Source organism: Rhodococcus sp. NPDC055024, assembly GCF_053608585.1.
The window spans coordinates 124,897-150,200 of record NZ_JBSGVT010000010.1; the positions used below are offsets into that span (position 1 = coordinate 124,897).

Below are 25,304 nucleotides of genomic sequence, written 5' to 3' on the forward strand. Positions count from 1 at the left end.
ATCACGCCGCCTCCTCGTTGCCGGTGAAGCTCTTGAAGATCAGTCGAAGCGCAAGCGTGGACACGATGATGGTCGCGATCACTGTCACGACTCCCATCGCCGCGGCTTGACCGACGTCGAAGCCGAGGAACGCGCGCTGGTAGATGTAGAACGGCAGGTTCGAACTGGCCACGCCGGGCCCACCCGACGTCATCATGTACACCGCGTCAAAGGTGTTCACGAGGTAGATCGCGCCGAGAACTGCACCGAGTTCGATGAATCGACGCAGGTGCGGCAGAGTCAGTTCGCGGAACATCGCAAAAGGCTTGGCTCCGTCCACCCGTGCGGCTTCGAGGATGTCTCGGGGCATGGACTGCAAACCGGCCAGAATGAGCAGCATCATGAAGGGCGTCCACTGCCAGATCAGATTGATCATGACCGCGGCGAGCGGAAACTTGCTGACCCAGTCGACCTGGCCGACACCGAAAGGCTGGAGGACGAAGTTCACGATACCGAATACCGGATCGAACATTGTTGTCTTCCATAGCAATGCACCAGCGACGGGAGTTATGAGGAAGGGCGTGATCAGCAGCGTTCGTACGATGCCGCGACCGAGGAAGGCTCGGTCGAGTAGCAGCGCCAAGGCGAGTCCCAGGATCACCGAAACGATGACCGTACCCACGATCATGATGACCGTGTTGACCGCGACTTCCCGAAACTGACTGTCCTTGAACACATCGATGTAGTTGTTGAACCAGTTGAAGTGCCGCGATCCCGGCCGGACAAGATTCCAGGATTGCGTGGAGTAGTAGAGAGTGAACAGAAAGGGAATCTGCGTGACGACGATCGAGAAGATCAACGCCGGCAGCAACGGACCTCGACGACGCCAACCCTCGGCACGAGAGATCTTCTTGTCGATACGAACCGGTGGTGCGTCGTCCACCGTGGATCTGAGCTCAGCAACCGTAGTCATCGGTTCTCCTGATAGGTCTTGCCGACCACCTCGGCATACTGCTGCGATTGTTCGAGTGCTTCTTTCACACTCTTCTGACCCGCGATTGCCGCACTGATCTGCTGGCTGACGCGAGTGCCCAGATCCTGGAACTCAGGGATGGTGAGGAACTGGACGCCGGTGTATGGAACCGGTTGCACTGTCGGGTTTTTCGGGTCTGCATTGTTGATCGATTCGAGGGTGATCGGACCGAATGCCTTTGCAGCTTCCTGGTACTCCGGAATCTCGTAGGTCGAAAGACGGCTTCCCGGAGGGACTCTCGACCAACCGAGTTCAGTGCCGACTTTTTGGATGTAATCCTTGTTCGTCATCCAGGAGATGAACTTCCAGGCATCGTCTTTGTTCTGTGCCGACTCCGGGATTCCGAGCGCCCAGGTGTAGAGCCATCCGGGATCGGACTTCTCGACCTTCGGGGCCTTCGCATATCCGATGTTGCCGACCACCTTCGACGATGCGGGATCTTCGAGCACCGACACAGCCGAGGTCGCGTCGTACCACATCGCCGTGTTGCCTTGCGCGAATTGTGTTGCGCATTCGCCGAACCCACTTGTTGCAGGCCCCGGCTGGCCGTGCTCCTTGACGGTGTCCACGTAGAACTGAACGGCCTCCTCGACCTGCGGACTGGTCAACTGCGCATTCCAGTTCTCGTCGTACCAGCGTCCGCCGAAAGTGTTGATCACTGTGTTGAGCGGCGCGAGAACCTCGCCCCAGCCCGGCTTTCCTCGCAGGCAGATTCCGGACATCTTGGCATCAGGGTTGTCGAACTGCTCTGCCCAACCTGCAACTTCCTGCCACGTCGGGTCTTCTGGAACTGTGATCCCCGCCTGATCGAACAGGTCTTTGCGATACATCAGGAACGACGACTCCCCGTAGAACGGCACCGCATACATGCTGTCCTCGTACGACAGTGAAGCCTTGATGGACGGTATGAAATCGTCCTCGTCATAACCTGGTGTCTTGTCCGCGTACTCGGACAGGTTCGTGAGCCAACCGTTCGCGGCCCACTGGGGCGTCTCGTAGTTGCTGATCATCACGACGTCGAACTCGCCGCCACCGGTGGCCGTCGACGCTGTGATCTTGGCGCGGGCCTGGTTCTCGGAAAGGCTGACGAATTTGAGGTCGATGCCGGGGTTCTCGGCTTCGAAAGCCGGAGCCAATTTGATGGCGTCCTGCATCTGCGAGTTCGACACCATCGCAATGGTGACTGTTCGTTCGCCGGAACCACCGAGCGCACCAGCACCCGCACATCCCGACACCAGGAGGCAGAGCGCCGCAGCGGCAGCGCCCCACACTCGTCTTCCTGTTTTCACGGATTACCTTCCTTCACACTTGCGTGTCAGTCGCGCGCTCGGACAGCGAAACTCGTGAGAGCGCTACCCTTCGAGCAGCCACTGGGCGCACTCGACATCGGTGACGAGTACGTTTGCCAAACCTCCGCGCAATGCGCCCAGAACGGCCTGGCGTTTGTGTGTTCCCCCCGAAATCAGAATTGTCTGATCGCAGGATTTCACTGCGTCGAGCGGGACGGAGACCGTCCGCTCAGGCAGTGGCCCCTCCACTGGATTTCCGTCGATCGTGTAGAAACGGCCGCCGATCTCACCGACAGCCCCTCGACTTTCCAACTCGTCCAGCATGGTCGAGTCGACGAAACTGCCGGCAAACAAAGTCGTGGCCGTCGAAACAGCACCAACTCCGAAAACCATGATGTCGGAATCTGTTCCAGCCTTCAGTGCCTTCGAGATGACCGAGTCGTTTCGCATCGACTCCACCGTTGCTGGATCGGCATATAGCGGAGCATTGAGGCGAATAGGATTGGCCTGCAACTGTTGTGCGCATCGGCCGATGGTGAAGTCGACACCGGTTTGGTAGTCGGTCACCGTCATGGAGCCGTCAAGTTGTACCACAGCCGAGCACTTCGCCGCCTTGTCTGGCAAAGAACCCGCTACCGCAACAGTTTCCGGGCCCCACGTGAATCCGAGCATGCTCGACGGCTGCAGGCGGCGAACCAGAACTTCCGCTGCACGTCGGCCGAGCGCATCGAAGTCCGGATCGTCCGAGTCCGAATTCGCTTCGGGGACAATCAACACTTCGGCCAACCCGAAGTGCTTCTCCAGCTTCGATTCCAATTCCGTGTTCACCGAACCTTCGAGCTCGGGTGGAACCAAAATCTCGACCCTGACCAAACCTTGCGTCCGCGCCCTGGCCAACAGTCGCCCGGCCGTAGGCCTCGAGACGCCCAACTTTGCTGCAATCTCCGCTTGAGTAGCGCCTTCGAGGTGATACATGGTCGCAGCCCGCAACGCGAGCCGCACATCCTCGGAAGCAGGCAACTTCGACGGCTTGAGTCCTGCGGGCTGAGCCGACTGGTTCACACGGCCTCCTTGTGCATCAGGTTCAAAGTTTCTCGTTCGTGAGCAAATGCTCACTAGATGTTCTTATGCTCATTAAGCTAACATCTAGGTTGTGACCCACACAACAGTTTCCGGAGAATCCTTCGATCTACCTGCGACAATTCGGGCAAATGTCCTCGTTGAGACCGGAAAGATGCAGATGGTCGAGAGACCCCGGCCATCCCCGAAGGCCGGTGAAGTCCTCGTTCGCATCCACGCCGTGGGCGTGTGCGGGTCGGACGCCCACTACTTTCGCGAAGGCCGCATCGGCCCTTACGTCGTCAACGCACCCCTCGTTCTCGGGCACGAGGCATCGGGACGCATCACCGCAGTCGGCGACGGCGTCGATCCGGGACGCGTCGGGCAGCGCGTCTCCATCGAACCTCAGAAGCCTGATCCGACAAGTCCCGAATCAAAGGCAGGCAGATACAACCTCTGCCCTCACATGGAGTTCTTCGCAACACCTCCGATTGACGGTGCACTCACCGACTACGTCACGATCGGTGCCGACTTCGCCCATCCAGTCGCAGATTCGGTGTCCTACGAAGCAGCTGCGCTGTTCGAGCCACTGTCAGTAGGGATCGCCTCAGCCCAGAAGGCAGGGATCACGGCTGGCTCTCGAGTGCTGATCGCCGGCGCCGGTCCGGTAGGAATCGTGACGACGCAGGTGGCCAAGGCATTCGGCGCCACGGAAGTCATCGTCTCGGACATCGATGCGGCCCGGCGTGATGTGGCACTGAAATTCGGCGCAACTACGGTCGTAGATCCCCGCGTAAACGACGTACGCTCTCTCGCCGTCGACGCATTCATCGACGCTTCGGGTGCCACGGCCGCCGTAATCGACGGCATTCACGCCGTTCGGCCGGCTGGGACAGTCGTTTTGGTCGGAATGGGTGCCGACGAGATTCCGTTGCCGGTCCCGATCATCCAGAACCGCGAACTGATTCTGACCGGGGTGTTCCGATACGCCAATACGTGGCCGATCGCCGCCGCACTGGTCGCCGCCGGCCGGGTCGATCTGGATTCGATGGTCACTGCACGCTTTTCACTCGAACAGTCGCAAGAGGCCCTGGTGGCCGACCGCATTCCCGGCAGCATCAAAGCCGTAGTCATCGTCGCCGAAGGAGACTAGAACTTTCATGGAACTCAATACGAAGACCTTGCACGACTTCGACACTTCACTCCAAGTGCCGAACTACGACCGGAGCAAAGTCACTACCGGCATAGTGCATTTCGGTGTCGGCGGCTTTCACCGTGCACACCAGGCCATGTACATCGATACTCTCCTGCGACGTGGCGAGGGCTTCGACTGGGGAATCTGCGGTGTGGGAGTGATGCCGTCGGACAAGCGAATGAGAGACGCACTCCGAGCACAGGACGGCCTCTACACCCTGGCACTCAAGCATGCAGACGGAACGCTCGAGGGCCGGGTCATCGGGTCGATAGTCGAGTACCTGTTCGCTCCAGACGATCCGCAGGCGGTGATCGAGAAGATGGCATCCGAATCGACGAAGATCGTCTCCCTCACCATCACCGAGGGCGGGTACAACATCTCGGACAGCACGGGAGAGTTCGACTCGTCCAATCCCGATGTGGTGCACGACCTCGAACCAGGAACACTCCCCCGCACCACCTTCGGTCTGATCTGCGCTGCGCTCGCACTCCGTCGAGACCGGGGTCTGAAACCGTTCACTATCATGAGTTGCGACAACATTGAAGGCAACGGATCAGTCGCGAGGAAGGCTTTCGGAGCCTTTGCTGCCCTGAAGGATCCCGAACTTGCGGAGTGGATCGAAAAGAACGGCGCCTTCCCCAACTCCATGGTCGACCGGATCACACCCGTCACGACAGCCGAGGTAACCACAGAGATCGCCGAGACGTTTGGCGTCGAAGATCAGTGGCCGGTTGCGGCGGAGCCCTTCACCGCGTGGTTCCTCGAGGACGAGTTCACATCAGGCAGGCCCCCTTTGGAGAATGCCGGCGTGAATCTGGTGCCGGACGTTCGCCCGTACGAACTAATGAAACTGCGCCTTCTCAACGCCAGCCATCAAGGCATCGCGTACTTCGGCTACCTTGCCGGATACCGCCTGGTCCACGAGGCATGCCGGGACGAACTCTTGTCAGGGTTCCTGCTCGACTACATGAATCTCGAAGCGACGCCGACCCTTGACCCGGTACCCGGCGTCGACCTCGATCAGTACAAGAAGACCCTCATCGAACGATTCTCGAACCCTCACGTCCGCGACACGATTGCGCGCCTGTGTGCCGAGTCGTCCGATCGAATTCCCAAGTGGCTGTTGCCCGTCATTCGGGAGCAACTCGACGCCGGCGGATCGATCAACCTGTCCACGGCCGTTGTCGCCAGCTGGGCCCGCTACGCCGAGGGCACAGACGAGAATGGCGACCCCATCACCGTCGTCGATCAGATGGCGGACACTCTGGTACCTCTCGCACAAAAACAGTCGAGCGATCCACTGGCCTTCATCGGGAACCGCCAAATCTTCGGCGATCTCGTGGACGACCGCCGATTTGTCGCAAGCTTCCGAAAGACTCTCGACTCGTTGCACTCCGTCGGAGCCAGAAAAACTCTCGAGGAGGTACGTGGGCTCTGACTACGCCGATACGTCGTGGAGGTGATGGATCGGATCGTGAATGAAGTAGGCCGCCAGCGATTCGACGGTGAACGCCGATCCGTCACTGCGGAGGCCCCGTCGTTGGCGGCCACCCTCCGGCACGGTTTCGAAGGCGTTCGCGACCTCCGCGGCAGCGTCCGACAATTCTGATGCCACCGTTGCCGGATCTTGGTCGTTGTATCGCTCGGCCTCAGCTGTTGCGTCCTGATCCCAGTTCTCGAATCTCGGATCGTCGAATTCGAGCATCTGTTCCAACCGCACCTTGAAGATCCTGAACACGTCGCGCACGTGGGCGGAATATTCCAACGCTGACCATGTTTCGCTGTCTGGCCGCACCGTCACGTTCTGCCGTTCGAGCACTGCAGCCCAAGAGGCGGCGTTGGCACGCACCAGATCGGGAACGTCCGTGAATGCGACGCTGGATGAATCGAACCCACACTCGGTGCAAGGGCGTTCGAGGACCCAGGTCCAATTCTTTGTGTCCGGGGTGATCGGCATGGATCGAGAATAGTCCGCCAGAGCGGACTCAGTCTGTTTTGATTGGCCGATGAAACGAATCGTGCTCAGTATTGCGAATTTCCATAATCGTTTGCGGCATCTGGTTTGATTCGAAACATGCGCTCTTCGCTCGCCTTGGCCACGCTCGCTGCCAGTTTGATACTTGCGGGCTGCGCGGCGCCGGCGGTGCAGCAACCCGACACCGCAACGACAACCACCGAAACGGGCGGAACGTGGGTCCGAAGGCTCGACGTACCCGACTCCATCGAAAAGATCTGCCAGTCGATACTCGGACTGGCCGAAGAATTGGGACGTACTCCTAGCGATTCCACGTCGCCGATCGATCGAGTCCGCGAATACATGAGCGGACCATACCGCGACTGGAGGGGATTCGACGCTGAGGGGCGTCAGCGCATCCAGGACGCCTTCGAAGCAGCGGAATCGGGATCTTGCGGTTGAGCAACGCGGGGCGTCCGGTTCGCCTATCGCACAACGGAATTACAAACAACGACGTATGAATGTCATTCCGTTGGTGACAAATATTCGTCCGTCTGCGACGGGTCGGTCACTGGAAATTTCCCAGGGCTTTCAATTCAACTTCAAAGATTCTGTGACGCGATTGTGGCCGAGGCTTCACTTGGTCTCGTCAATCCTCACATGAAGGGCGTCGAGTCGACATGTACCCCTTCCGAACGCAGTAAATGCTCGGCCGCGCGAATCAACAGCGAAAGAGATTCGTACGAGAGTCCCTCGGTTGCGTGCATCAACCTGTCAGGCGCCGGAATTGACCGGTCGCCGGGCACACCCTCGGATCTCCGCGCAGAAAGCACGGTCGAGAGTTCACGTTGATTCACGACCTGACCTGCACTGTCCGCTCGCTCGAACATGGCATTCAGTCGCTCGACCAGCTCTTGGCCTTCATTCGATCGAATAGTGTTGCCGAACAGCCTGTTTCGTTGTTCAGATTTGGCACCAGTCGGGATCGAGTCCTTGATTGTCACAGCGTGTTCTCCGTTACGTTGACCTGTCAGGTTGACCAGGGTTGCGACCCGACACAAATTCGCCGAGCCCTTGTCTGCGCCGTCCGACGACGTCGTGTCCATCGACAGCAAAGCGATCCCCCGGCGCCACCGACTTCCGGCAGCGCGACCTCGAAGTTGCTGTTTGTTTACACTCTATCGTTACACTTTAGCAACAACTGTAACTCATCGGCAAGTGCTTTGTTCCGATTGCCCGGTTTGATCACAGTGCCGCAGAAGCAGCAGCTGTGGCCAACATGCCGACATGATCTGCGCAGTCCCGACCATCTCCGCTCAGGCTGCCGTGAAGTTTGCCCCACCGCCAAAATACAAGAGCGACATCCGCCAACGAGCTCAAAGCGTAGATATCACCGCGTCAGGCAACTGCCCAGCCGAGGCCGCGCCCAAAGTCCTCACTAAAGATGACCTAAGTCCGACAGCACTTTTCACGAAAAAGAGGATCCCGCATGTGCGGGATCCTCTTTGTTTTCCTTCGGAGCTAGAGACCGAGCGAGTGAAGGTGCTCGCTGATCTTCTCGAACATGAGCCTCTGACCAGCCGGTGTTGGATGCATGCCGTCTTCCTTGAGGAGCGTCGGGTCCGACAGCCAGTTCTCGGTGAGCGCATCGATGAAAGGTAGCTTGTACTGCTCAGCGGCGGAACGGATTCGATCGTTCACGTTGACAGCGGTCTCGGATGGAGGCCGGTTGTCCAAGATGGGGCCGATGACTACAACCTTGGCGTCGGGAAGCCGATCTCGTAGCTGCGCATACAACTCCCGAGTCGCATCTCGCACTTCGAGCGGGTACGAAACATCATTTCGACCGCCGGCGATGATGACGACCTCCGGATTCACCGCAACGACCTGATCAATTTTCGCACCGAACGGTAGCTTGCCTTTTTCGGCGTTTCCTTGGACGTAGCCGGTACCACCGCTCGCAAAATCTGCCAGGTACCAGCGACGATCGAAGGCAAGCAGTGCCGGCCAGTGATCTCCAGTCGTGTTCGGAATCGAGTAAGAGTCCCCCAAAATTGCGACCGTGTCGAAGTCGTCGGTAGGGGCATTCAGCGTCGGCGCCGAACTGTCGGGCTGCGATAGAGAGGCAGTTGCCCGACTGTCTCGGGATTGCTCGTACGCAAATCCTACGATCACCGCTACGACGGTGAAAACCACGGCACCGATGACGGCGACAGTTCGCTTGTTGGGTTTGGTCACCCCGTAAACATACGGGGTCGAATCATGTTGCCTCTGAGCGAGTGTCAAGCATCTGTCGTACCGCTTGAATCGAACTTCGACAAAGGAGCGAAATCTCGCTCTCACAGCAGTCCGGGGCCCTGCTTGCTGGAAGTTACGGCGCGGCAAAGCATTCAGGGCACACTGTCCCCCATTCGACGGACCAAAGTCCATTTCCAATTCAACGCCGCGACAATCGGCAATCACGCAGCTATATTTCGTCGACACTTCAACTACTTTCGGTACGTCTGCACGGACGCGCGACAACACCCAGTCCCCGCGCTCGGCAATCCCCTCTATTTTTCTCATTCGAAGAAACCGGCACCAGATGACAGGAAGAAAACGTCGACATGCCAGAAACAGAAGCAAAGCGCAGCAGTCGGCGACTGATCGCGATCGCAGCACTCGCAGTCGCACTCCTCGCGCAAGGCGCCTACTCGTTCGGTGTCCGCCCCGAGCCGTACCCGTCAATTCGCATGCCCAGCTTCGGTGGCGTGCCCACTGCAGACGGCGAGTTCAGTGGAAGTGGCTTGGATATCACTCTCCATTACACCGACGGATCCACGATGAGTCCCAACCCAGTAGACCTCGCCGGCGATATTCGCTACTCATCCGCGAGAGCATCACTCGATTATGCGTTCCGCCCCAGCGGGGCAGGCGACGGCAACACCCGAACAACGGACCCTGAATTGGTCGAATGGCTCCGAAACCGCAGCGTCAAAATCGGAAGTGGTGCCATCCCATACAGTATCGAGTTCTGCTGGCGCAAAACAATTATCGACATCACCGATGGAACCGTTGCGTCAACTGACCCGTGCGAAACGACAAAGGTTGATCTATGAGAGCCCGTGCGGGAACTCTGTTGTTCCTGCGCGACTACATCGATCAGTTGTGCGAGTCGTACCGCGCGGATGCAAGGTTCCTTGCCGTCATTCGAATCCTCTTCGCACTGTATGTGATCGCGTTTCCCATCGATTACTCGTGGGCGGGCGAGGTTCCGGCGATTCTGTTTCATCCGCAGTCTGGTCCATTTTCCGTGCTGTCGTAACCGCCCTCCGAGAGCTTCCTCGTCGGCCTCGAAGTCATCCGTTTCATCCTGGCGTTAGCCCTTCTCGTCGGCTATCGAACGATGTTCGTATCCGTCGCGATGACAGTCGTGCTGGTGACCGGTAGCGGGATCGTTCATTCCTTCGGAAAGGTCGATCACTTCATTCTGTTCGAACTCTTGCCTGTGGCTATGGCCGCTGCTGGATGGGGCGCCGCATTATCCCTCGATGCACGACGCTCACGTGCACAACGCAAAGCACCCCAGACCCGCGGGCTGCCGACGCTCATCTGGGCAGTAACGATCGCCTACGCCCTGTTTACGGCGGCACTACCGAAAGCTGCGACGGGATGGTTGAACCCTGAATTGCAGGCAACCCGAGGCTATGTTGCACGAGACGTGGCTGACCCGACCAAGCTCGGCCCGTTGACATACGAACTATTCGACATTCACTCGATGTGGCTGTGGAAGGCACTCGACTACGCCACTGTCTTCGCCGAAGGGTGGTTGATCGTTGCCGTCCTCTTCCCTGTGTTGTTCAGGATCGGGATTGTCCTCCTGCTCGGATTTCACCTCGGGGTTTACCTCGCGTTGGGCATTGAGTTCGACAGCTACATCTTCGTGTATCTGCCGTTCCTGTCGGCACCTGCCGTATGGATCGCCAAGCGAGCCCTAGGCAGAAAGCCCGATATCGGTAGAACGTCGTCGCCGAATATTCGACGTCAAGTGTCTCCCACCAGTTCGGACGCACCGTAGATCTACTACTCGGGCGCAGACCTTCCGCCACAGTTCGTGAGTGCCCCAATCGCAGGTAGGCGATCCTCAGGCCCCCTCAGCCGAGGGATCAGACAAACCTGTTGTCTCCCAATGAAATTCCGAGCATTTCTACATTCCATTGACATTCGGTCCGCAGACTGACGCGCTAATCGCCAGTTCGAGGCCGCCATTCGGGCCCCACGTCGCCTATTGAGGGCAGTCGAGCCGCGGGGGGGTCGGCTCGACTGCCTGCACCTACACCAAGCGAAGATGGTTTTCGTGCCGGCTATCTGTTTAACCAGCGTGCGTCGAAGCTCAGGGGGTCGCTGAAACGCATCGTCGTCACCCAGCCTGGGCTCGCGCCAGCCGGTACAGACAATCGTTCAGTGAACCCTGAGTGCGATCTTCGAAATCACCTTCGATCGCCGTGCGTAGGTACATCTAGAGCGTGACACGTCGTCAGGTTGAGCACATACGCTGAAATACCTGGATAGGTACCTACTTTTCCTTCGCCTTCCAACTGGTCGCTGTCTCGGGCACATCCAGAAGCGCTGCACATCCGACTCTGTCGGGAAATTGGTCATATGAATCCGAGACTTTCACCTCATCTGGAATCGACGATCATGATGCGACGATTCCTTGCGTGACCACGAATGCTCGACTCAGGCGCAACCGCAGGCGCATTGCCAGGCGATTCAATCCCAACAACCGGTGGGCAACTGTCCTGGTGGTTGCACTCTGCGCACTTGTCGCCTTGGCGATCGTCTGCAGCATGCTCTTCGACAAAAGTCATTGGGGCTGAGCCGCGGGCTCGCGGCACCTGAACGTGGGGCGGGCGGGGCTCGAACCCGCGACCAGTGGATTATCGATTGAACGTCATCGAGAAGTCCCATTGATTGACATTACCGTCTGCACTGCATCGCCTTTCATAGTCGACCGCACCCAACAACCAACCATCGAATCCCGTGGATTCTCACTCATAAACGATGAATAAACGATGGCCGGGAAGCGCAAATCGGATCAACCTCGGTATGAGATCTGCGAAGGCAAGACCTCGACATCTCTGAACCCCCGCTGGTTCAGAATTTGCCTGGCCACTCGGATGCGCAATGCCATGTTGGGCCCCGGGCTCACCCAGACACGTGCAATCGGGTTCGGAATTTCCTCCCTGGGGAAGTACAGCAGGTTCACGTATGGAGTCACCCCGAGGGGGCCAACGCGGTACGCGCAGCGACTGTACTTCTCCATCTCCAGCGAAAACAGGCGCCATTCATGCTCGCTCTCAAATGCTGCAGACTTGACTGTCGCAAGTGCAACCAGACAACGTTGCAGCGCAATCCGCTCGTCAAATGCGCCCGAAAGAATTTCGGCGGCGGCAGCGTTCAGCACGTCCACGCTTTCGCCGTAGCTAACCTTCACCGTTGACGCAACCCCGAGTAGCAGTGGCGGTCGCGTGCCGTCATCTGGTCCGGCGACCAGGTTCATTGAGTCGAGCGCCGACTTACGGAAGCCAATGGAGTAGCCGAGACCGTCACCATATCCACGCCATTGGCTTAGAAGGTCACCCCTCTCGCAAAAGCACGTCGCGTATACGGACCGCCTGTCCGTGTCACGATCACCTGGGCTGACCTCATACGGGTCACCTAAGGTGCCGTCAAGTATCGCATCCAGTCGAGTCACTGCACCGTCTAGTGAACTCCCGGGCGGCACATGCGCCCGCAACTCTCGTCTGAGTTGGGCTCGTCCATACTGCAATTCCCCAGTGTCATTAAGAAAACCGGCGTCTGTTGCCCAGAGGGAGAAGCTTCCCAGCGCCGACGTATTGACGTGCTCAAGTCCTGGCCCGTTGGGAATTGGGGCGAGGATTCCCAGAAGGCCGGGAGCAGTTGTGTAGTGGTAAAGAATTCGATCAGTGTCGGTCTCTGGCGTCATTGCGCAATCTTAGATATCCAGGCCTGCCGTCCGAGACCGGCTACCAGGAGTCTGAGCTGCCCTGCCACCCTTCGGATTTTGAACCGCCTTTGAACGTCGGATTACTGGGTTTTTCGAACCGGGCAGTCGGCGTCGCGGGCAGCATTTTTGGTGATGGCGCCGCAAAGAGCGTCTATGGCGGCGGACGCCCTTTTGGGCGGCGGCAACGGAAAGGGTGTGAGCCAGGCTCACTTCTGCAGAGCAGCGTCGCGGTGGGCAGTCATGGTCAAAATGACCACAACTGGTTCGGAATTGCCCATCTATCGGGCTTCATGGCGCTGTATGCGAGAAATGCAATAATTGCCGATCCGACTATGGTGCTCAGCACCACGGTCGGCGTTTCGAGTCTGGGGGTCATCAGTGAGCTCCAGACTTGCTGTCCAGTCGCGAGGGAAATGACCACGCTGCGTGGTCAAAATGACTACGGTTGCGGCAGCGGATCAGTACGTGCGTCAGTGCGGTGCCGGAATGCTTGGAGCAGTTAATTGATACGTGGTAAAGAATGCCCCAATGGACGATTCCGTAGAGGATCAGATGTCGGCACTAGCGCGCTCGATGGAAACTGTTGCCCGAACGTGGGTTGAGTACAACGACTCGACCGCGCCACCCTACCAAGACGGCAGTACTGCAGCGGCGGACGCCAGGACCGAGGTCGGCATGGTCAGATCCGGCCGAACCTACCTGACGGACATGTCACTGTCCTGCAACTACTCGATGTTCCACGCGTCCGATCAATTGTTGGGTGTCGCGGCGTGTACGGCATCTCCGAATATTGGATGGGCCATGTATCCACCTGCGCGAACAGCCCTGGTTGCACTGGCGCGAGCGAATCACGTCCTATCTGGCGAGAGCGAGAAGGAACGCTTGCGTCGACACTTGAACGACGAGCTGGCGGCGAATTCGTCGACCATCAAGCTTGCGCTCACGCACAACCAAGACGTGAGAGATCATTGCGAAGGGATTCAGAAGCGGATTCGCGACGATGGCGAGAATGCGGGCTTCCATTGGAGGCCCAACAAGGGGCTCCCGTATTTCGCCGCCGACAGCCATCATCCCGCCAAGGAGGCGAAGCCGTCGGAAACCGCACGAGTGATCCTCCTCGTGTCATCGATGTCCAGCGGAGTGGACGACCAGCTGAACGCATTCTCGTATCGGCTTCTTTCCGAAGTAGTGCACGATCGACCCCAACACACGGGCCTGTCAGCTCACGAAGCAATGGGTGAGAGCCGGAACGGCATTCAAGTGGTCCATCCCACGACTTCGGCCAAGCAGGTAGCCAGAGGCACTCTGCTGGTCGCCCGCGCCTACTGGATGACTGGAGTGAAGCTGCTGACGCACTGTGGCCAAGATCCGAGCGCGTTCGCTGCGGAGGTCAGTGAGGCGATCAAACCGTGGGATTCGTTCGCTGAGATCGACTAGTCCTAGCCGACTCAACTTCGCGGTCGTATCGGTCTTTATGGCGCTGTATCGGAGAAACCCAATACTTGCCCATACCGTCCCAGTGGGCGCTGAATCCGGAGGAGATTGCGACTCTGGGGGTCACCAGTGCGCCCTAGACTTGCCGTCCGCTCCAGTTGTGGTCATTTTGACCATGCATGGAACGTGCTGGTCAAGGGGTCGGTTCTAGAACCGACCTATCCGACCAGGGGGCGGCCTGTAAGAATTACTGACCGGTTGGCTCCGTTTTTGAAACGGGGGTCCGGACCGGTTCAGATGGGTGGGCGCTACTGCCGACCCTCCACCGAACTGTCCGGAATTTCCGGATAGTTCAGTGGCGGCGGCCGTCAATCGTCGTCGGCAACCTTGACCGAACCGTCTGGGAAAACGTGAAACATGGTGCTCGCTCGTCCGCGCGCTGCTTGCGGGCTGAGCTTCCAGCCTGGCACCGTCACTGGCTGTCCGGCGTGCAGGGCGTCGAGCAGATGGGTGGATCTGGGGAAGTCCGGATGTCTGCCCTCGTGCCTGGCATGTAATCGCTGCTCCCTCTCGAGGAGTCTCGCGTACTCGGTGCCGGTGCGAGGTCCGACAGACTTTGCGCGTGCCATCACGACTTCTTCGCTTGCCAGCGCTGCCGATTCCACCGTGAGTCGGCGGCCTTCTGGTGTTGGCGGGATTTCGCCGACAGTTGGGATCCGCCGGCCGCTGCGTCCTCGGGGAGCTGGAGCTGGGCGAGGAGCTTCGCCAGTGCGGAGCGGGCAAGTCTGACTTCGGTCACTGCGGGGTGCAGTCTGGTCTGTCCGGTCGAGCCTGTGGCGGTCAAACCGTCCTCGGTGATGGTGGTGTCGAGTTTCTCGATGGTGTCCGCCTGGGACTCGATCAGGGCCAGTAATGCCACTTCTCGGCTGTCCCATTCCCACTTTTCACCGTCTTTCGAGGCCTCTTTGAGGGTCTTGTCGAGCTCCCTGCGGAGCTTGCGACCTGCCGAAACAGGCTTTCTGGGTGTCATTTTGTCCTCCAAAAAAACGGATTGTTCGTAATGCGCGGGAAGGGACCTGCTATGCCAACCGCCAGCCCGTGGGGGTACCCCCAGGAGCAGTGCCCCAGGGTGTTCGTGCTGGTCAGAGCAGTCCTGGGTGGCGCTCAGGTTGACGGTAGCGACTGTTCTTCGCCCTCCCGACCAGTGATTCCTGCCGGGTCTTGATGTCGTGGTGGTGGGCGCACAGGACTTGAAGGTTGTTCATGTCGTCGGTGCCGCCAGCTTTGACGTTGACGATGTGGTCGACCTGGTTCCCGGGGGCTCCGCAGGTGCGGCAGCGGTGGTGGTCTCGGGCCCTCACTCGTCGGGCGAGGGCTTTCGGTACGCCTCGGTATCGGTCGGGGTCTGTGCTCCATGCCATTGGTGTGCCTCCTGGTGTGGCCACCGTGCTCGGTGGCGTCTGGTCCGTGCCTGCCCGTCGCCCTGGCAGGTTCGGTGTTCGATTGCCTTTCTGTTGTTCGTCGACGATCGCTGTTGACAGTCGGACTCGCACGATCATGTTCATGTTCACGTTCGTCGTTGCGGCGATCGTTCATCACTGTTGCAGCACAACATGTTTCATTGTCTTCTGTTCCTGTTGTTCGTTTGCGATTGTTGCGCTGACAGCAGCGAGTCGCCCCCGGTCATCGTTGCCTCGCTTGTTGTCGTGTTGTTGCCGAACTGTTTTCGATTGGTTTCATGTTGATTCCGCGATAGCCGAGGACACGGGCGGTGCCTGTCGGGCCGGGCGTCACGCGGGGGCGGCTCGCGGCGATCGGTGAGCCTGGTCGAGTTGTCAGTGGCGTGGCGCGGTGCCGGCCGCCGATTCCACTGGCATCTGCAACCACTGCCGTAACAGCAGTGGTTGTCGCTGTCGATCGTGCTGTGCTCGTTCGTGTCGTAGTCGAACCGGCCCAGTGGTGGGAGGCGGGATCCTTCCCCTTCCTCCCTCCACTGGGGTCCGGCCTGCTCGGTCATCGGTATGGGTGCCCTTGTGTCGGTGGGGCTATCGGGCTGCGGCGATGAGGTCGGCGTGCCGTTGTCGAGCTTTCGCCGCTCCGGTCGCGCTACCCAGGTCGTCGAACGTGGCGGTGGCCTGGGTGGCGGAGCTGTAGACGGCCACGATGGTCTCGGCGTCCGGCAGCCACACCTTCCCGCCGACAGCGAGGGACACGAGATGCTGTTGCTTCGTCACGGTTTCGGGCCAGATACTCAATGGCGCCTCTCCCTGGGCGCGCTCGGCTGGTCGAGGTGTGGACTTGATCCAGGCGACGTGGTCACTGATCAACGTGTCGGCCCCGCCAATCTGTTCCAATCGCAGTGCGTTGCGGCGGCGGTAGAGCCAGATCGGTTCCGTCTCGATGTGGTCGGTGGTCTGCCCGGACTCGAGCCACGCCTCCGGGTTCGCTGCGTACAACAGCGGACGGTATCCAACCTCGACCAGATGCCAATGCACGTCCCGGATCTCGTCGTACCGGGTGATCAGCGAGTCGAGCGCGAGCCACTGGTCGGCGACACCTGAGCGCATCGCGTCCTCGGCTCCGGTGACCCCTTCCAGTGCTGGAGCGATGTCGCGAACTTCACCGAGTACGTCGTCGAGTTCACTACGCAACCGAGGGAACGCGTACCCGAGTCCGCGATCGGAGAGTGCGTCGAGTTCGGCTCGTAGGTCTGTGCGGACGGTCGTGAACAGTCGCACGTCGGCGTTCTTGTCTTCGATCGCGGTGAAGTTCTCGGTCAGTCTGTGCGCGAAGCCGGTGGGTCGTTCCTCGCCGTACAGAGCTGCACGCTTGACCTCTTCGGACATGGTGCGTTCGAGGTCCATCTTCGACACGGGCGTCACGTTGTGTAATTCGTTGAGCCATACCGATATCCGATCGAGGGTGGCCTTGGTGTCGGTGTAGTTGGGAATTTCGCCGAGGACACGATCGCGCAGGGTTGGAGTGGTCATCAGTGTGTCCGTCCTGCGGGTCGGCCGGTGTAGAGCGCACGGCCGGCGGATACGGTGCCGGGTGCGGTGGGGGTGGTGCGGGCCTCGGTGAGGAGGTTGTCGAGTTCGGTGTCGGTCAATGCCGCGAGGTAGTCGCGGACGTCGGGCCTGTCAGTCATGTTCTCGTTCCTTCGATGTGTTCTCGGACGGCGTGGGGGTCGAGGAGCCACCGCCCACCGGCCAGGCGCCCACCGAGTGCGGGGGCGAGTCGCCTGGCCTGGCGAGAGCTGCAGCCGAGTAGTTGCGCTGCAGTGTCGGTGGTGATCCATTCTTCGACTTCTTCAGTCTCGGTGACGGAATCCGGTGGGGTGTCCGATTGTCCTGCGGCGGACAGGTTTTCGAACGCGTTACTCAATCTCAGCAGTGCTCCGGAGTCCGGGAGTCCGTTACGACGACGGGAGCGTTGCGCCACTTTGACGGCGTAGTCGAGCGCGTCGAGCGCGGGGCCCTGCAGCAGGATCGCGTTGCCGAGAAGTTGAATCGGTGGGTTCATCGGTCCCCTTCGGTGCGGTCCGGCGACCGCTCACCCGGCGAGGAGCAGTAGAGGGTCATCGGTCGAACTGGAAGAAATCGTGTTCACCAGCTCCCGGCGCACTCGATCCCGCCGACGCGTGCCGGCCACCAGGTGAGCCCTTCCTTCCGCGATGGTCGGGGCAGCGCTGCGAGCCGTGGCGGGTGAGCTCCGGGCACGCTGGTCTCGTGCAGCGGCGTACCGGCGACTTCGAGCGTGTGCGGTTGACGACGATGTAGTTGGTGGCGTTCATGACAGTGTGTCCTTCGCGTTGCGGGCGGCGTCTGAAAGTCCTTGGCGCAGGTGTATTCCTGCTCGGTCGCATGTTTCGAGGGTTGGTTCGAGAATGTTCGCGGTCATCATCTTGAGTGCGGCGGCGCAGGTGTAACCGAACAGTTCGGTGCCGACCTCATCGAGGTACTGGGCGCTGACTTTCGACAGGGCGCCCTCGTCGCCGCTGTTGGCAGCCATGTCGTACATCAGGCGTACAGCGGCGTTGGTGACCATGTCCATGTCGATCACCGCTGACGGCATACCGTCGTCGTCGACGATCATCACGCGCTCGGGTAGCGGCCGATTGGGGTTGATGCTCTCGGTCATCGTCAGTTCTCGCTTTCGGTATCAGTCTCGGCAGTGCCGATGGCGACTAGGTTCGGGTAGAACGTGACCTCGGCGGTCGAGGGCGGCGTGAAGGTGATGACGGTTCGTCCGTCAGGCCTCAGGCTTTCGACGCTGAGACCAGAGTCCTTGTCAGGGTCGGGATTCCAGTAGTGCGTCATTCTGCTGCCGGTGTTTTCGATGTCGACGGTCGACCAGATCGGCCGGCCATCGGAGTAGAGCGAACCTGTCAAGTGAGGCCGTGCGGCGGCGAGGACTTCCTTGGTGAGGTCATTGAGGAAGTCGAGCGCCCACTCGTTGCCGTTGTAGATCGTCTCGGCAGTGGAGCCTGCGGCCGGGATGTTGCCGCCGATCGAGTCGGTGGCGGCGTCGATCCGTGCTTTGACGATGTTCACGACGTACGCGAGCGCATCGGCGGCAGTGTGATTCGGGGTGGCGTTCATGATGCTGTCCTTCGTTCAAGTTCAGTGGTTAGCTGTCCGGCCCAGATTCCGGCGATGTGGTCGAGATGTTCGAGCGCTACCTCGCGGCAGGGCGTGATGACCGGGCAGTGTCGGCAGATGGTGATCGCCTGGGCATGTCGGGTCAGTCGGTCGGTGGCGTCCTCCCCGTCTCCCTCGAGGTCGAACAGTTTGTGATGTCCGACGCACGCGGCACCGACAAGACGCGGATCGAACAGTGCTTGTAGCTGTGGTGCGGGTGGCAGTTTTTTCTTCGTCATGCCGGAACCCCGCTCGCGTCGGCGACGATGCACGCCACACACTTGCCGGACCCGCCGAGCGGCTCACCGCATTTCTGGCACTGGTTTGCGGCAGCGGGGCCAAGCTCACGGGTGTAGTGATCGGCTTGGCCTGACTGTGCAGCGGCACCAGGGTGCAACTCTCGCGTAGACCCTGCTCCCTGCTCCCTGCCCCCCTCTGCACCCCCTCCGACCTCACAGGGAGCAGGGAGCACGTTCACAGGTGTAGCAACTTCCGACTGCTCGGTGCCCCCTGCTTTCTCCCACCACCACGGTCCCGGATTCTCCGGCCGGAATGCCCGGACATTGAGGCGAACTTTCGCCCGCTTCGCCTTGTCCTTGGTGAACCCCGCTTGGTCGGCTGCGGTGTAAATCTCGGTCGCAAGCACCGGCCCGTTGACCAACATGGCAGCGAGCCAAGCGTCGATTCCTTCGGTCGACAGGGCAGCCTCTCCGGTCGGTCGAGAAGCATCCCGTAGAACATCCCCGACACTGCGATCCGAGTTGCCGATGATGACGAACCGGCCAACCTCGGCGGTCATGCCGGAATCGGTGACGACTTCCTTCGACTCGATCCGGTACGTCAGCGCGAGGTCTTCCTCACCGATCGAGTTCTTCTCCTGGCTCATGATCCGATCGCCCTCGTCAGAGTTCGGATCTTTCGCGAATCCGAACACCGAGCGAGCCACCTCACCGAAAGCTGACGAGCCGTTGATTCCCGCTACCACGTCGCCGTTGCCGGACTTGTTCAGGTGGGCGATACCGAGCACCACGCCGTCGATCGTTTCGGCGAGCTTGGCCCACGGCTCGACCAGCGAGCGAACCTCGTTGTTGCGGTTGATATCCGTCTTCGATCCGATGGTCGACATCAGCGGATCCACCACGACGAGCTTCACCTCATGCTCGAGCATCAGGGCGGTCAGGTCGGCCATGTCATGCGAGGACAGGAACCGGACCTCTTCACCGCCGATGTCCACAGTCGGGATGAGCACCCGATCCATATCCGCACCGGCGGCGCGTAGCCCTGGTTTGACGACGTACTTCGAGGACTCTTCGGCGGCGATGTAGGCGATGTTGACCGGCTTGCCTTCCCAGTGTCCGGCGAGGGTGCCGGTGGTTGCGCTGGCTGCGATCCACCGGCCTCCCGTCGACTTTCCCGCGCCGGGGCGGCCGGCGAACAAAGCGAGCGCGCCCAACGGGATTCGGCCCTTGCCCTCGTAGGACCAGGCCCACACCGGAACGTCGTCCTTGAGGTCCGACATGCGGACGAGCCGAACCCTGCGACCTACCGGCTCATCCATTACGCAGCCCGTCCTGTTGTTCTCTGGGCCGATCGCAGGCATGTATCGAACTCTCTCTCGGTCAAACCTGTGGACAGTGCCGCGTCGCGAATCTCGGGCACAAGATCACTGCTCCCCCGCTCCAGGGCCCGGCACAACGCCCAGAACGTGATTTCGTTGCGGCCACCACCAACGGCATCGGCAACCTTGCGCACCAACCCATCCGAACGACGCTCCGGATTGACGGTGACTGGCGACGGCTTGTAGACCGGCGGCGTCACAAGAGGGAGCAGCTCTTGTGGGAGGTTCGCGATTGGTAGGTCACGTTCGATCCGGTACGGCTTCCCGGTCTCCGGGTGAATGGATCCGGGCATCACCGTGTACCCCGTGCGCCACGTCTTGAGGTCGATACCCTCATGTCCGTCCAGCTTGCCGCGGATCTTCCCACCGTGACGGAAGTACGCGTGCCGGCCACCCGATCCGGTCCGCACGACCAGCGTGTCGAGAACAGCGGGCACGCCCAGGGATTCAAGGTCACCGCCGTTGCGTGGATCCTCGTCGAGGACCATCACACCCTCGCAGGTACCGCCCCAGTTGCAACCCGGATACTTCCGCGCCTGGCGATTGAGAACGTCCCTGTTCGTGGTGAAGTCGTGAAACCCTCCCGGCAGGAAAGCCTTCTTCCCGTCGAGTGGCCCGAGAGCGAAACCTCGATCGAGCATCAGTCGTGCGTCCATCAGATAACACCTCCCTTCGAGACGGTCTTGTTGGTGCGGCGCCACACCCGCGCCGGGGTATCCCAGTCGCCGGGTACCGCCCGGGGCCCGTAGGCGTAGAACTCGATGTAGCCGTGCCGGTTCAATTCCCGAATCAGTGCCCCCGCGCGGCAGGGGTTGTCGTCGACATAGCCCGGCAGCGGCTCGAGGAACTGCGCTGCGGTGAACTCGACACCCTCGGGAATGCCTGACAGTCGTTGCAGCGCAAGCGGCATCAGATCCTTGTGTGCGCCAGCGAGAGCGCGAGAAGATCGGATAGAATCATGGATGTAAGGCAATGGTCAGCCTTCTTTCGAGGAATGCAGGGGCGGGAGTTCTCTTCCGCCCCTGCGGCGTTCAGCAGATACGTTGGACCGGGCCTGCAGAACAAGAGGTCAGCGTCCGTCAGGGAACCTCCGGAAATCTGAAATCAACCAGGCAATCGACTGCCCAGCGAGCAATGCTGCGAGAACCAGCTCGGTGACGGTCATCAGGCCGCCCGCTCGGCGTCGTGGTCGATGCACGCCATCAGGTCTCGCAGTGAGATGTCGAGAAGCAGGGCAATTCTTACGAGTTCATCGCAAAGGAAAGGAATCTTGCCGGACAGTCGTGAGCGCAGAGCCTTTTCCGACAGGTCGATCATCCGACCCACCTCGGGAACCGGGATGCCCGACTGCTTGATTTTGTCCCTGATGGATTTACCGAGCGTGACATTCATGCCGACACCGACCCCTCGTCGTTAGAGGCTCCGCGTGCAACGTCGGCGGCGAGCAGGAGCGTGTGTGCGAGCTGGACTGCTTCGTCAAGCGAGAGGCGATAGATGGACCCTGCAATGTTTGTGAAGCACATCTTGGGGGTGGTCTCCCAGCGCTCGAGTACGACAGTGGGTTCGGTGGAATGCCCGCGCTGAACGAGCTGCACGTCGACGTGAGCGGGCTTCAAGTCCGAACTGCCGAGCACGCCCTTGTGTCGACTCAACGGAATGGAAATCGGAGATGTAGCCACGCCACACAGAGACGGCGAGTGGCTGAGGATGTCGTAATCCCTATCTGCCCAAGGTGCTCGGGCAGCGATACCGTCGATCAGCGCACCCGTGTCGATCGAGATATCGGCCTCGGCGCGGGACTTCCACTGGTCGAGGTCGGTGACGTTCTGTAGCATCATCGGTGAATCTGTGTCCTTCACTGGTCTGTTGGTGTGGATTTCGTTGCCCTCGATTGCGGTTGCACCCGCGTCGAGGGCGTTTTTCGTTGTGGACAGGAACGGCATCAGGCGGCGTCCGGAGCGTCCGAGAACTGGGCATCTTCCCAGGTCACAACGTCAGTGAGTTTGTAGCGCGCAAACTTGCCGATCTTGGCGAAGCGCGGACCCTTGCCCAGGCTTGCCCACTGGGCCAGTGTCTTGACTGGCAGCTTCAAACGGTCTGCCACTTCTTGACGAGACAGCCAGTAATCCTCTGAGGTTTGCAACTGTGAGACCTTTCGTCGAACTAGTGCGTCAAAGTATTGCAGTGATGTTTTATCACGCCTAGATGAGAACTGCAACAACTCGTCAAGATAGTTCGACGGATTGACGGCAAGCGTCATCAGCAGACAGAATCGCTCCATGACGCAGCTAGGTATCGATCCAAAAAGCAGTGGCTGGGCGCTCTACGGAGAACGATTCTGGGTCTCAACTCCCGCCGACCTGACCATGTTCGGCGAGGACTGGGAGCCGGAGCCGATCGACTTCATGGCCAAATTAACAATCGACGTGATTAACGGCAGACTGGTCTGTACAGAATTCACAGCCAGTTCTGACGAGGTTGAGTTTCCCGGATCGATTAAAAAGGAGATCACATCCGAAGGGCTCCGACGGGTTCCAATCGCGCAGTGGGTCGAACTTGCGGCGAGGGAATTGGGATTCGTAAAGGTGATACGAGAAGTCGGGCCAGGTGAGCTAGAACTTGCCGACTTCCAAATGCCTCCAAGCGATTTCGCCAAGGATGGCATGACGGCCGAAGCACTGGAAGCAACTGCGCAGATATATGCGTTCTGCATGGCAACTGGACAGAAGCCCACAGGCGTACTCCACCGGGAGTTTGCAATACCAAGACCCACTGCCTCGCGGTGGATCGCAACAGCTCGGCGGCGCGGAATCCTTAGCGACAATCACCGATATGTCGAACGACTCGGCGACCTACTCCGTCAGTGGCGACAACCAGGCCTGTTCGATGAGCAAGACCTGAACAATGGCCGGTAGACCTCCCCTTCGCATAGGGCAGCACGGCAAAATCGCTCGGATTCCACTCGGCGGCGATGCGTACCTCGCACGTTGCCGGTACCGCGACGACGATGGCATCGTGCGCGTTGTCGAGCGACGTACTCCGATCGACGTACGAGACCAGCACGGCAACCATGCAGAGCAAGAACTTCTCAACGCACTGGAATCCCGGCGTGCACCATCGGAAGATGAAATCAACTCTGACACATTGATTTCCGCGCTGTGCAAGCTCTACTTGACCAGGCTCGACGAAGAGGGTCGAGCTGCGAACACGATATCGACATACGAATTCGCCATGGACAAGCTCAACAAGAAGATCGGCGGCGTACGCGTACGTGAAGCAACCGCCGGCCGAATCGATACCGCACTGAGAGCAATGTCGAAGCAGCACGGCCCGACGATGGCACGTCAGGCAAAGACGATCCTGCGCGGCGCGCTGGGCATGGCGGTCCTCGTTGGTGCGCTCGACTCAAATCCTGCAAACGACGTGTCGCCCATTCGCGCGAAGAATCCCCCAAAAGGCGCGAAGGCGCTCGAGGCTGGCCAGCTCGGCGCCCTCCTGATATCACTCGGTGAGTCGGAATACTGCCAGTCGAACGATCTGGTGGACCCAATCACGCTGCTGATTGCGACGGGAGTACGCCGGTCTGAACTGTTGGCGATCCGTCGGCAGGACGTCGATCTGAAAGCGGGCACTGTGGCGATTACGGGCAAGGTGGTGCGCGTGAAGGGTGTCGGACTCAAGCGCTTCGACACGACGAAGAGCGAGGCCGGACTACGCACTATTCCACTCCCCCGCTTTGCCCTGGACATGCTCGAGAAGCGGGCAGTGCAACCGCGCCATGGAACCCTGGACGTGATCTTTCCGTCGACGTCGGGAACATTGCGCGACCCGAACAACTTCGGGAAGCAGTGGCGCAAGGTGCGCGATGGTCTCGGCGTTGCAGAAAGCACGTCTCACACGTTCCGTAAGTCGGTGGCAACACTCATCGACGACGAGGGCCTATCTGCACGAGTCGGTGCCGATCACCTCGGGCACCGGAACGTCTCAATGACGCAAGACAAGTACATGACGCGCGGTCGGCAGCACTCCGAGGTTGCAGACTTGCTGGACAAAGCCGTTGCCATAAACGATGAATAAATGATGGATGCCCTCTCTCAACTTTCGAGAAAGGGCACCTGAACGTGGGGCGGGCGGGGCTCGAACCCGCGACCAATGGATTATGAGTCCACGGCTCTAACCGACTGAGCTACCGCCCCATCCGTGACGCGCTGCATCACGGCGAATCCGAATGTTACCGGCACATCCGACGCGGATCACAATCGGGCAGGCGGTGACGCGTTGCACTCTTTCGAGTCGAGTCTTCCAAGGTTGGTCGGCACAGGCGCAATGAGCCGATACCGTAGGAGTGCACACCCCACGGAACAGGATCACCACATGAAGCTTGCACTGACCGAATTCAAGAACTCGAAGGCTACGATCCGGATCATCATGTCCGACGGCGCCAAGCTGAACGGCACCGTCACCGATTTCACCGAAGACACTCTCGTTCTCAATTCTCCGAACGGTGTCTACTACATCAACCCCAGCCACATCATCCGACTGTTCGAGCCGTCGGATCGCGCAGCGAAGTAAGCGCACCGGCCGAACAGTTCGACGGTTCCACCGAAAGCCCGACGCAGATTCTTGCGTCGGGCTTTCGATATCTTTGTCGCTCGGAGCCACCAAACCCGACCCTGCGGCCTTCCAGGCCGCGCTGAAGTTTCTCGATGCGCGCCCTCAACAGACCTTCTACGTCGACGACAACCCGATCAACGTCCTCGGCGCTCGACAGCTGGGAAGTCGCGGTGCACAAGCAAACAAGGCGGCAGGTTGAATCGGCACTTCAATCGGTAGGTCTGCTGCAAACGCACTAGCGGAGACGAATACAAGAAAGCCCCCCACCCGATTTCTCAGGTGAGGGGCTTTGCTGCTCCCCCGGCTGGACTCGAACCAGCAACCGTCCGATTAACAGTCGGAAGCTCTGCCAATTGAGCTACAGGGGATTGTCTTGCTCGCTTCGCCCGTTCCGGCGTTGCCTGAGAAACTGTAGCGAATCCTCCACCGAAGTACCAAATCGCCTGCCCAGCGAGTCATCAGGCAGGATGGAGTCAGGA

General features: G+C 59.8%; 35 protein-coding genes and 2 tRNA genes. 12 read left to right on the forward strand and 25 right to left on the reverse strand.

All coding sequences use genetic code 11. The features are described 5' to 3' along the window. Window position 1: 1 nt before the first annotated feature. From ACWF6P_RS21130 to ACWF6P_RS21140, 3 genes are all read right to left on the reverse strand, one after another. On the reverse strand, window positions 2–952 hold the full coding sequence (locus tag ACWF6P_RS21130) for a carbohydrate ABC transporter permease (RefSeq protein ID WP_378447925.1): 951 nt from the start codon (window positions 950–952) through the stop codon (window positions 2–4). Beyond that, window positions 949–2,301, reverse strand: a complete 1,353-nt coding sequence (locus tag ACWF6P_RS21135; protein WP_378538478.1) for an ABC transporter substrate-binding protein — start codon at window positions 2,299–2,301, stop codon at window positions 949–951. Before ACWF6P_RS21135 ends, ACWF6P_RS21130 begins: the two co-directional genes overlap by 4 nt. A 63-nt stretch (window positions 2,302–2,364) precedes the next feature. Beyond that, window positions 2,365–3,363, reverse strand: a complete 999-nt coding sequence (locus ACWF6P_RS21140; protein ID WP_452622344.1) for a sugar-binding transcriptional regulator — start codon at window positions 3,361–3,363, stop codon at window positions 2,365–2,367. Between the two features lie 139 nt (window positions 3,364–3,502). Here ACWF6P_RS21140 and ACWF6P_RS21145 point away from each other — a divergent pair, with 139 nt between their 5' ends. Both ACWF6P_RS21145 and ACWF6P_RS21150 read left to right on the forward strand, forming a co-directional pair. Next, the gene (locus ACWF6P_RS21145) at window positions 3,503–4,513 is read left to right on the forward strand and encodes an NAD(P)-dependent alcohol dehydrogenase (protein ID WP_452622425.1); all 1,011 of its coding nucleotides are present in this window, start codon (window positions 3,503–3,505) and stop codon (window positions 4,511–4,513) included. A gap of 7 nt (window positions 4,514–4,520) precedes the next feature. Further along, window positions 4,521–5,993, forward strand: coding sequence for a mannitol dehydrogenase family protein (locus ACWF6P_RS21150; protein ID WP_452622345.1), 1,473 nt, complete (start codon window positions 4,521–4,523; stop codon window positions 5,991–5,993). Here the strand turns inward: ACWF6P_RS21150 and ACWF6P_RS21155 are convergent, their stop codons facing one another. After that, window positions 5,994–6,512 carry a DinB family protein gene (locus ACWF6P_RS21155; RefSeq protein WP_452622346.1) on the reverse strand — a complete coding sequence of 173 codons (519 nt, stop codon included), beginning with the start codon at window positions 6,510–6,512 and terminating at the stop codon, window positions 5,994–5,996. A 117-nt stretch (window positions 6,513–6,629) separates the two neighbouring features. Here ACWF6P_RS21155 and ACWF6P_RS21160 point away from each other — a divergent pair, with 117 nt between their 5' ends. Next, window positions 6,630–6,971, forward strand: a complete 342-nt coding sequence (locus ACWF6P_RS21160) for a hypothetical protein (protein WP_452622347.1) — start codon at window positions 6,630–6,632, stop codon at window positions 6,969–6,971. Between the two features lie 1,059 nt (window positions 6,972–8,030). Here ACWF6P_RS21160 and ACWF6P_RS21165 read toward each other — a convergent pair. Continuing rightward, complete coding sequence (locus ACWF6P_RS21165) at window positions 8,031–8,747, reverse strand: SGNH/GDSL hydrolase family protein (protein ID WP_452622348.1); 717 nt, start codon at window positions 8,745–8,747, stop codon at window positions 8,031–8,033. A gap of 368 nt (window positions 8,748–9,115) precedes the next feature. On the opposite strand from ACWF6P_RS21165, the gene ACWF6P_RS21170 reads away from it, so the two are divergent. The 4 genes from ACWF6P_RS21170 to ACWF6P_RS21185 all read left to right on the forward strand — a co-directional run bounded on the left by ACWF6P_RS21170 (window position 9,116) and on the right by ACWF6P_RS21185 (window position 11,368). Further along, the gene (locus ACWF6P_RS21170) at window positions 9,116–9,607 is read left to right on the forward strand and encodes a hypothetical protein (protein WP_452622349.1); all 492 of its coding nucleotides are present in this window, start codon (window positions 9,116–9,118) and stop codon (window positions 9,605–9,607) included. Then, window positions 9,604–9,813, forward strand: a complete 210-nt coding sequence (locus tag ACWF6P_RS21175; RefSeq protein ID WP_452622350.1) for a hypothetical protein — start codon at window positions 9,604–9,606, stop codon at window positions 9,811–9,813. Before ACWF6P_RS21170 ends, ACWF6P_RS21175 begins: the two co-directional genes overlap by 4 nt. 81 nt (window positions 9,814–9,894) lie before the next feature. Then, window positions 9,895–10,566 (forward strand): hypothetical protein, encoded by a 672-nt coding sequence (locus ACWF6P_RS21180; RefSeq protein ID WP_452622351.1) that lies wholly within the window; start codon window positions 9,895–9,897, stop codon window positions 10,564–10,566. A 643-nt stretch (window positions 10,567–11,209) separates the two neighbouring features. Beyond that, window positions 11,210–11,368: a hypothetical protein gene (locus ACWF6P_RS21185; RefSeq protein ID WP_378538452.1), complete on the forward strand. Its 159-nt coding sequence runs from the start codon at window positions 11,210–11,212 to the stop codon at window positions 11,366–11,368. Between the two features lie 218 nt (window positions 11,369–11,586). Here ACWF6P_RS21185 and ACWF6P_RS21190 read toward each other — a convergent pair whose 3' ends face one another. Next, window positions 11,587–12,498, reverse strand: coding sequence for a DUF2971 domain-containing protein (locus tag ACWF6P_RS21190; protein WP_452622352.1), 912 nt, complete (start codon window positions 12,496–12,498; stop codon window positions 11,587–11,589). 265 nt (window positions 12,499–12,763) lie between these two features. Beyond that, a complete protein-coding gene (locus ACWF6P_RS21195) occupies window positions 12,764–12,895 on the reverse strand; it encodes a hypothetical protein (protein ID WP_452622353.1) in 132 nt (43 codons plus the stop codon). 152 nt (window positions 12,896–13,047) lie between these two features. Here ACWF6P_RS21195 and ACWF6P_RS21200 point away from each other — a divergent pair, with 152 nt between their 5' ends. Continuing rightward, window positions 13,048–13,956, forward strand: a complete 909-nt coding sequence (locus ACWF6P_RS21200) for a hypothetical protein (protein ID WP_452622354.1) — start codon at window positions 13,048–13,050, stop codon at window positions 13,954–13,956. A 365-nt stretch (window positions 13,957–14,321) separates the two neighbouring features. Here ACWF6P_RS21200 and ACWF6P_RS21205 read toward each other — a convergent pair whose 3' ends face one another. The 16 genes from ACWF6P_RS21205 to ACWF6P_RS21280 form a co-directional block, all read right to left on the reverse strand. Continuing rightward, on the reverse strand, window positions 14,322–14,582 hold the full coding sequence (locus ACWF6P_RS21205) for a hypothetical protein (protein WP_452622355.1): 261 nt from the start codon (window positions 14,580–14,582) through the stop codon (window positions 14,322–14,324). Beyond that, entirely contained in the window at window positions 14,582–14,983 is a 402-nt protein-coding gene (locus ACWF6P_RS21210; RefSeq protein ID WP_452622356.1) for a hypothetical protein, read from the reverse strand. The genes ACWF6P_RS21205 and ACWF6P_RS21210 overlap by 1 nt, the downstream gene beginning before the upstream one ends. A 112-nt stretch (window positions 14,984–15,095) precedes the next feature. Continuing rightward, the gene (locus tag ACWF6P_RS21215) at window positions 15,096–15,374 is read right to left on the reverse strand and encodes an HNH endonuclease (RefSeq protein ID WP_452622357.1); all 279 of its coding nucleotides are present in this window, start codon (window positions 15,372–15,374) and stop codon (window positions 15,096–15,098) included. Between the two features lie 624 nt (window positions 15,375–15,998). Beyond that, the gene (locus ACWF6P_RS21220) at window positions 15,999–16,943 is read right to left on the reverse strand and encodes a hypothetical protein (RefSeq protein WP_452622358.1); all 945 of its coding nucleotides are present in this window, start codon (window positions 16,941–16,943) and stop codon (window positions 15,999–16,001) included. Further along, window positions 16,943–17,101, reverse strand: a complete 159-nt coding sequence (locus ACWF6P_RS21225) for a hypothetical protein (RefSeq protein WP_452622359.1) — start codon at window positions 17,099–17,101, stop codon at window positions 16,943–16,945. The genes ACWF6P_RS21220 and ACWF6P_RS21225 overlap by 1 nt, the downstream gene beginning before the upstream one ends. Continuing rightward, entirely contained in the window at window positions 17,098–17,475 is a 378-nt protein-coding gene (locus tag ACWF6P_RS21230; protein ID WP_452622360.1) for a hypothetical protein, read from the reverse strand. The genes ACWF6P_RS21225 and ACWF6P_RS21230 overlap by 4 nt, the downstream gene beginning before the upstream one ends. Before the next feature lie 55 nt (window positions 17,476–17,530). Further along, window positions 17,531–17,746, reverse strand: a complete 216-nt coding sequence (locus ACWF6P_RS21235) for a hypothetical protein (RefSeq protein WP_452622361.1) — start codon at window positions 17,744–17,746, stop codon at window positions 17,531–17,533. Beyond that, complete coding sequence (locus ACWF6P_RS21240; protein WP_452622362.1) at window positions 17,743–18,093, reverse strand: hypothetical protein; 351 nt, start codon at window positions 18,091–18,093, stop codon at window positions 17,743–17,745. Before ACWF6P_RS21240 ends, ACWF6P_RS21235 begins: the two co-directional genes overlap by 4 nt. A gap of 2 nt (window positions 18,094–18,095) precedes the next feature. Further along, on the reverse strand, window positions 18,096–18,554 hold the full coding sequence (locus ACWF6P_RS21245) for a hypothetical protein (RefSeq protein ID WP_452622363.1): 459 nt from the start codon (window positions 18,552–18,554) through the stop codon (window positions 18,096–18,098). After that, entirely contained in the window at window positions 18,551–18,832 is a 282-nt protein-coding gene (locus ACWF6P_RS21250) for a WhiB family transcriptional regulator (RefSeq protein WP_452622364.1), read from the reverse strand. The genes ACWF6P_RS21245 and ACWF6P_RS21250 overlap by 4 nt, the downstream gene beginning before the upstream one ends. Next, window positions 18,829–20,112, reverse strand: a complete 1,284-nt coding sequence (locus tag ACWF6P_RS21255; protein WP_452622365.1) for an AAA family ATPase — start codon at window positions 20,110–20,112, stop codon at window positions 18,829–18,831. The genes ACWF6P_RS21250 and ACWF6P_RS21255 overlap by 4 nt, the downstream gene beginning before the upstream one ends. 38 nt (window positions 20,113–20,150) lie before the next feature. Further along, entirely contained in the window at window positions 20,151–20,867 is a 717-nt protein-coding gene (locus tag ACWF6P_RS21260) for a bifunctional DNA primase/polymerase (RefSeq protein WP_452622366.1), read from the reverse strand. Further along, window positions 20,867–21,121 carry a hypothetical protein gene (locus ACWF6P_RS21265; RefSeq protein ID WP_452622367.1) on the reverse strand — a complete coding sequence of 85 codons (255 nt, stop codon included), beginning with the start codon at window positions 21,119–21,121 and terminating at the stop codon, window positions 20,867–20,869. The genes ACWF6P_RS21260 and ACWF6P_RS21265 overlap by 1 nt, the downstream gene beginning before the upstream one ends. A 254-nt stretch (window positions 21,122–21,375) precedes the next feature. Further along, entirely contained in the window at window positions 21,376–21,603 is a 228-nt protein-coding gene (locus tag ACWF6P_RS21270; RefSeq protein WP_452622368.1) for a hypothetical protein, read from the reverse strand. Next, entirely contained in the window at window positions 21,600–22,049 is a 450-nt protein-coding gene (locus ACWF6P_RS21275) for a hypothetical protein (protein ID WP_452622369.1), read from the reverse strand. The genes ACWF6P_RS21270 and ACWF6P_RS21275 overlap by 4 nt, the downstream gene beginning before the upstream one ends. Before the next feature lie 104 nt (window positions 22,050–22,153). Continuing rightward, window positions 22,154–22,471: a helix-turn-helix transcriptional regulator gene (locus ACWF6P_RS21280; RefSeq protein ID WP_452622370.1), complete on the reverse strand. Its 318-nt coding sequence runs from the start codon at window positions 22,469–22,471 to the stop codon at window positions 22,154–22,156. A 19-nt stretch (window positions 22,472–22,490) separates the two neighbouring features. Here ACWF6P_RS21280 and ACWF6P_RS21285 point away from each other — a divergent pair, with 19 nt between their 5' ends. After that, window positions 22,491–23,126 (forward strand): hypothetical protein, encoded by a 636-nt coding sequence (locus ACWF6P_RS21285; protein WP_452622371.1) that lies wholly within the window; start codon window positions 22,491–22,493, stop codon window positions 23,124–23,126. A gap of 100 nt (window positions 23,127–23,226) precedes the next feature. Beyond that, the gene (locus ACWF6P_RS21290; RefSeq protein ID WP_452622372.1) at window positions 23,227–24,288 is read left to right on the forward strand and encodes a site-specific integrase; all 1,062 of its coding nucleotides are present in this window, start codon (window positions 23,227–23,229) and stop codon (window positions 24,286–24,288) included. 45 nt (window positions 24,289–24,333) lie between these two features. Here the strand turns inward: ACWF6P_RS21290 and ACWF6P_RS21295 are convergent. Next, a tRNA-Ile gene (locus tag ACWF6P_RS21295) sits at window positions 24,334–24,407 on the reverse strand. Window positions 24,408–24,585: 178 nt separating this feature from the next. Here ACWF6P_RS21295 and ACWF6P_RS21300 point away from each other — a divergent pair. After that, the gene (locus ACWF6P_RS21300; RefSeq protein ID WP_003941659.1) at window positions 24,586–24,783 is read left to right on the forward strand and encodes a hypothetical protein; all 198 of its coding nucleotides are present in this window, start codon (window positions 24,586–24,588) and stop codon (window positions 24,781–24,783) included. A 73-nt stretch (window positions 24,784–24,856) separates the two neighbouring features. After that, entirely contained in the window at window positions 24,857–25,024 is a 168-nt protein-coding gene (locus tag ACWF6P_RS21305; protein WP_452622373.1) for an HAD-IA family hydrolase, read from the forward strand. 96 nt (window positions 25,025–25,120) lie between these two features. Here ACWF6P_RS21305 and ACWF6P_RS21310 read toward each other — a convergent pair. Continuing rightward, window positions 25,121–25,193: transfer RNA gene (locus tag ACWF6P_RS21310), tRNA-Asn, on the reverse strand. Window positions 25,194–25,304 lie beyond the last annotated feature (111 nt).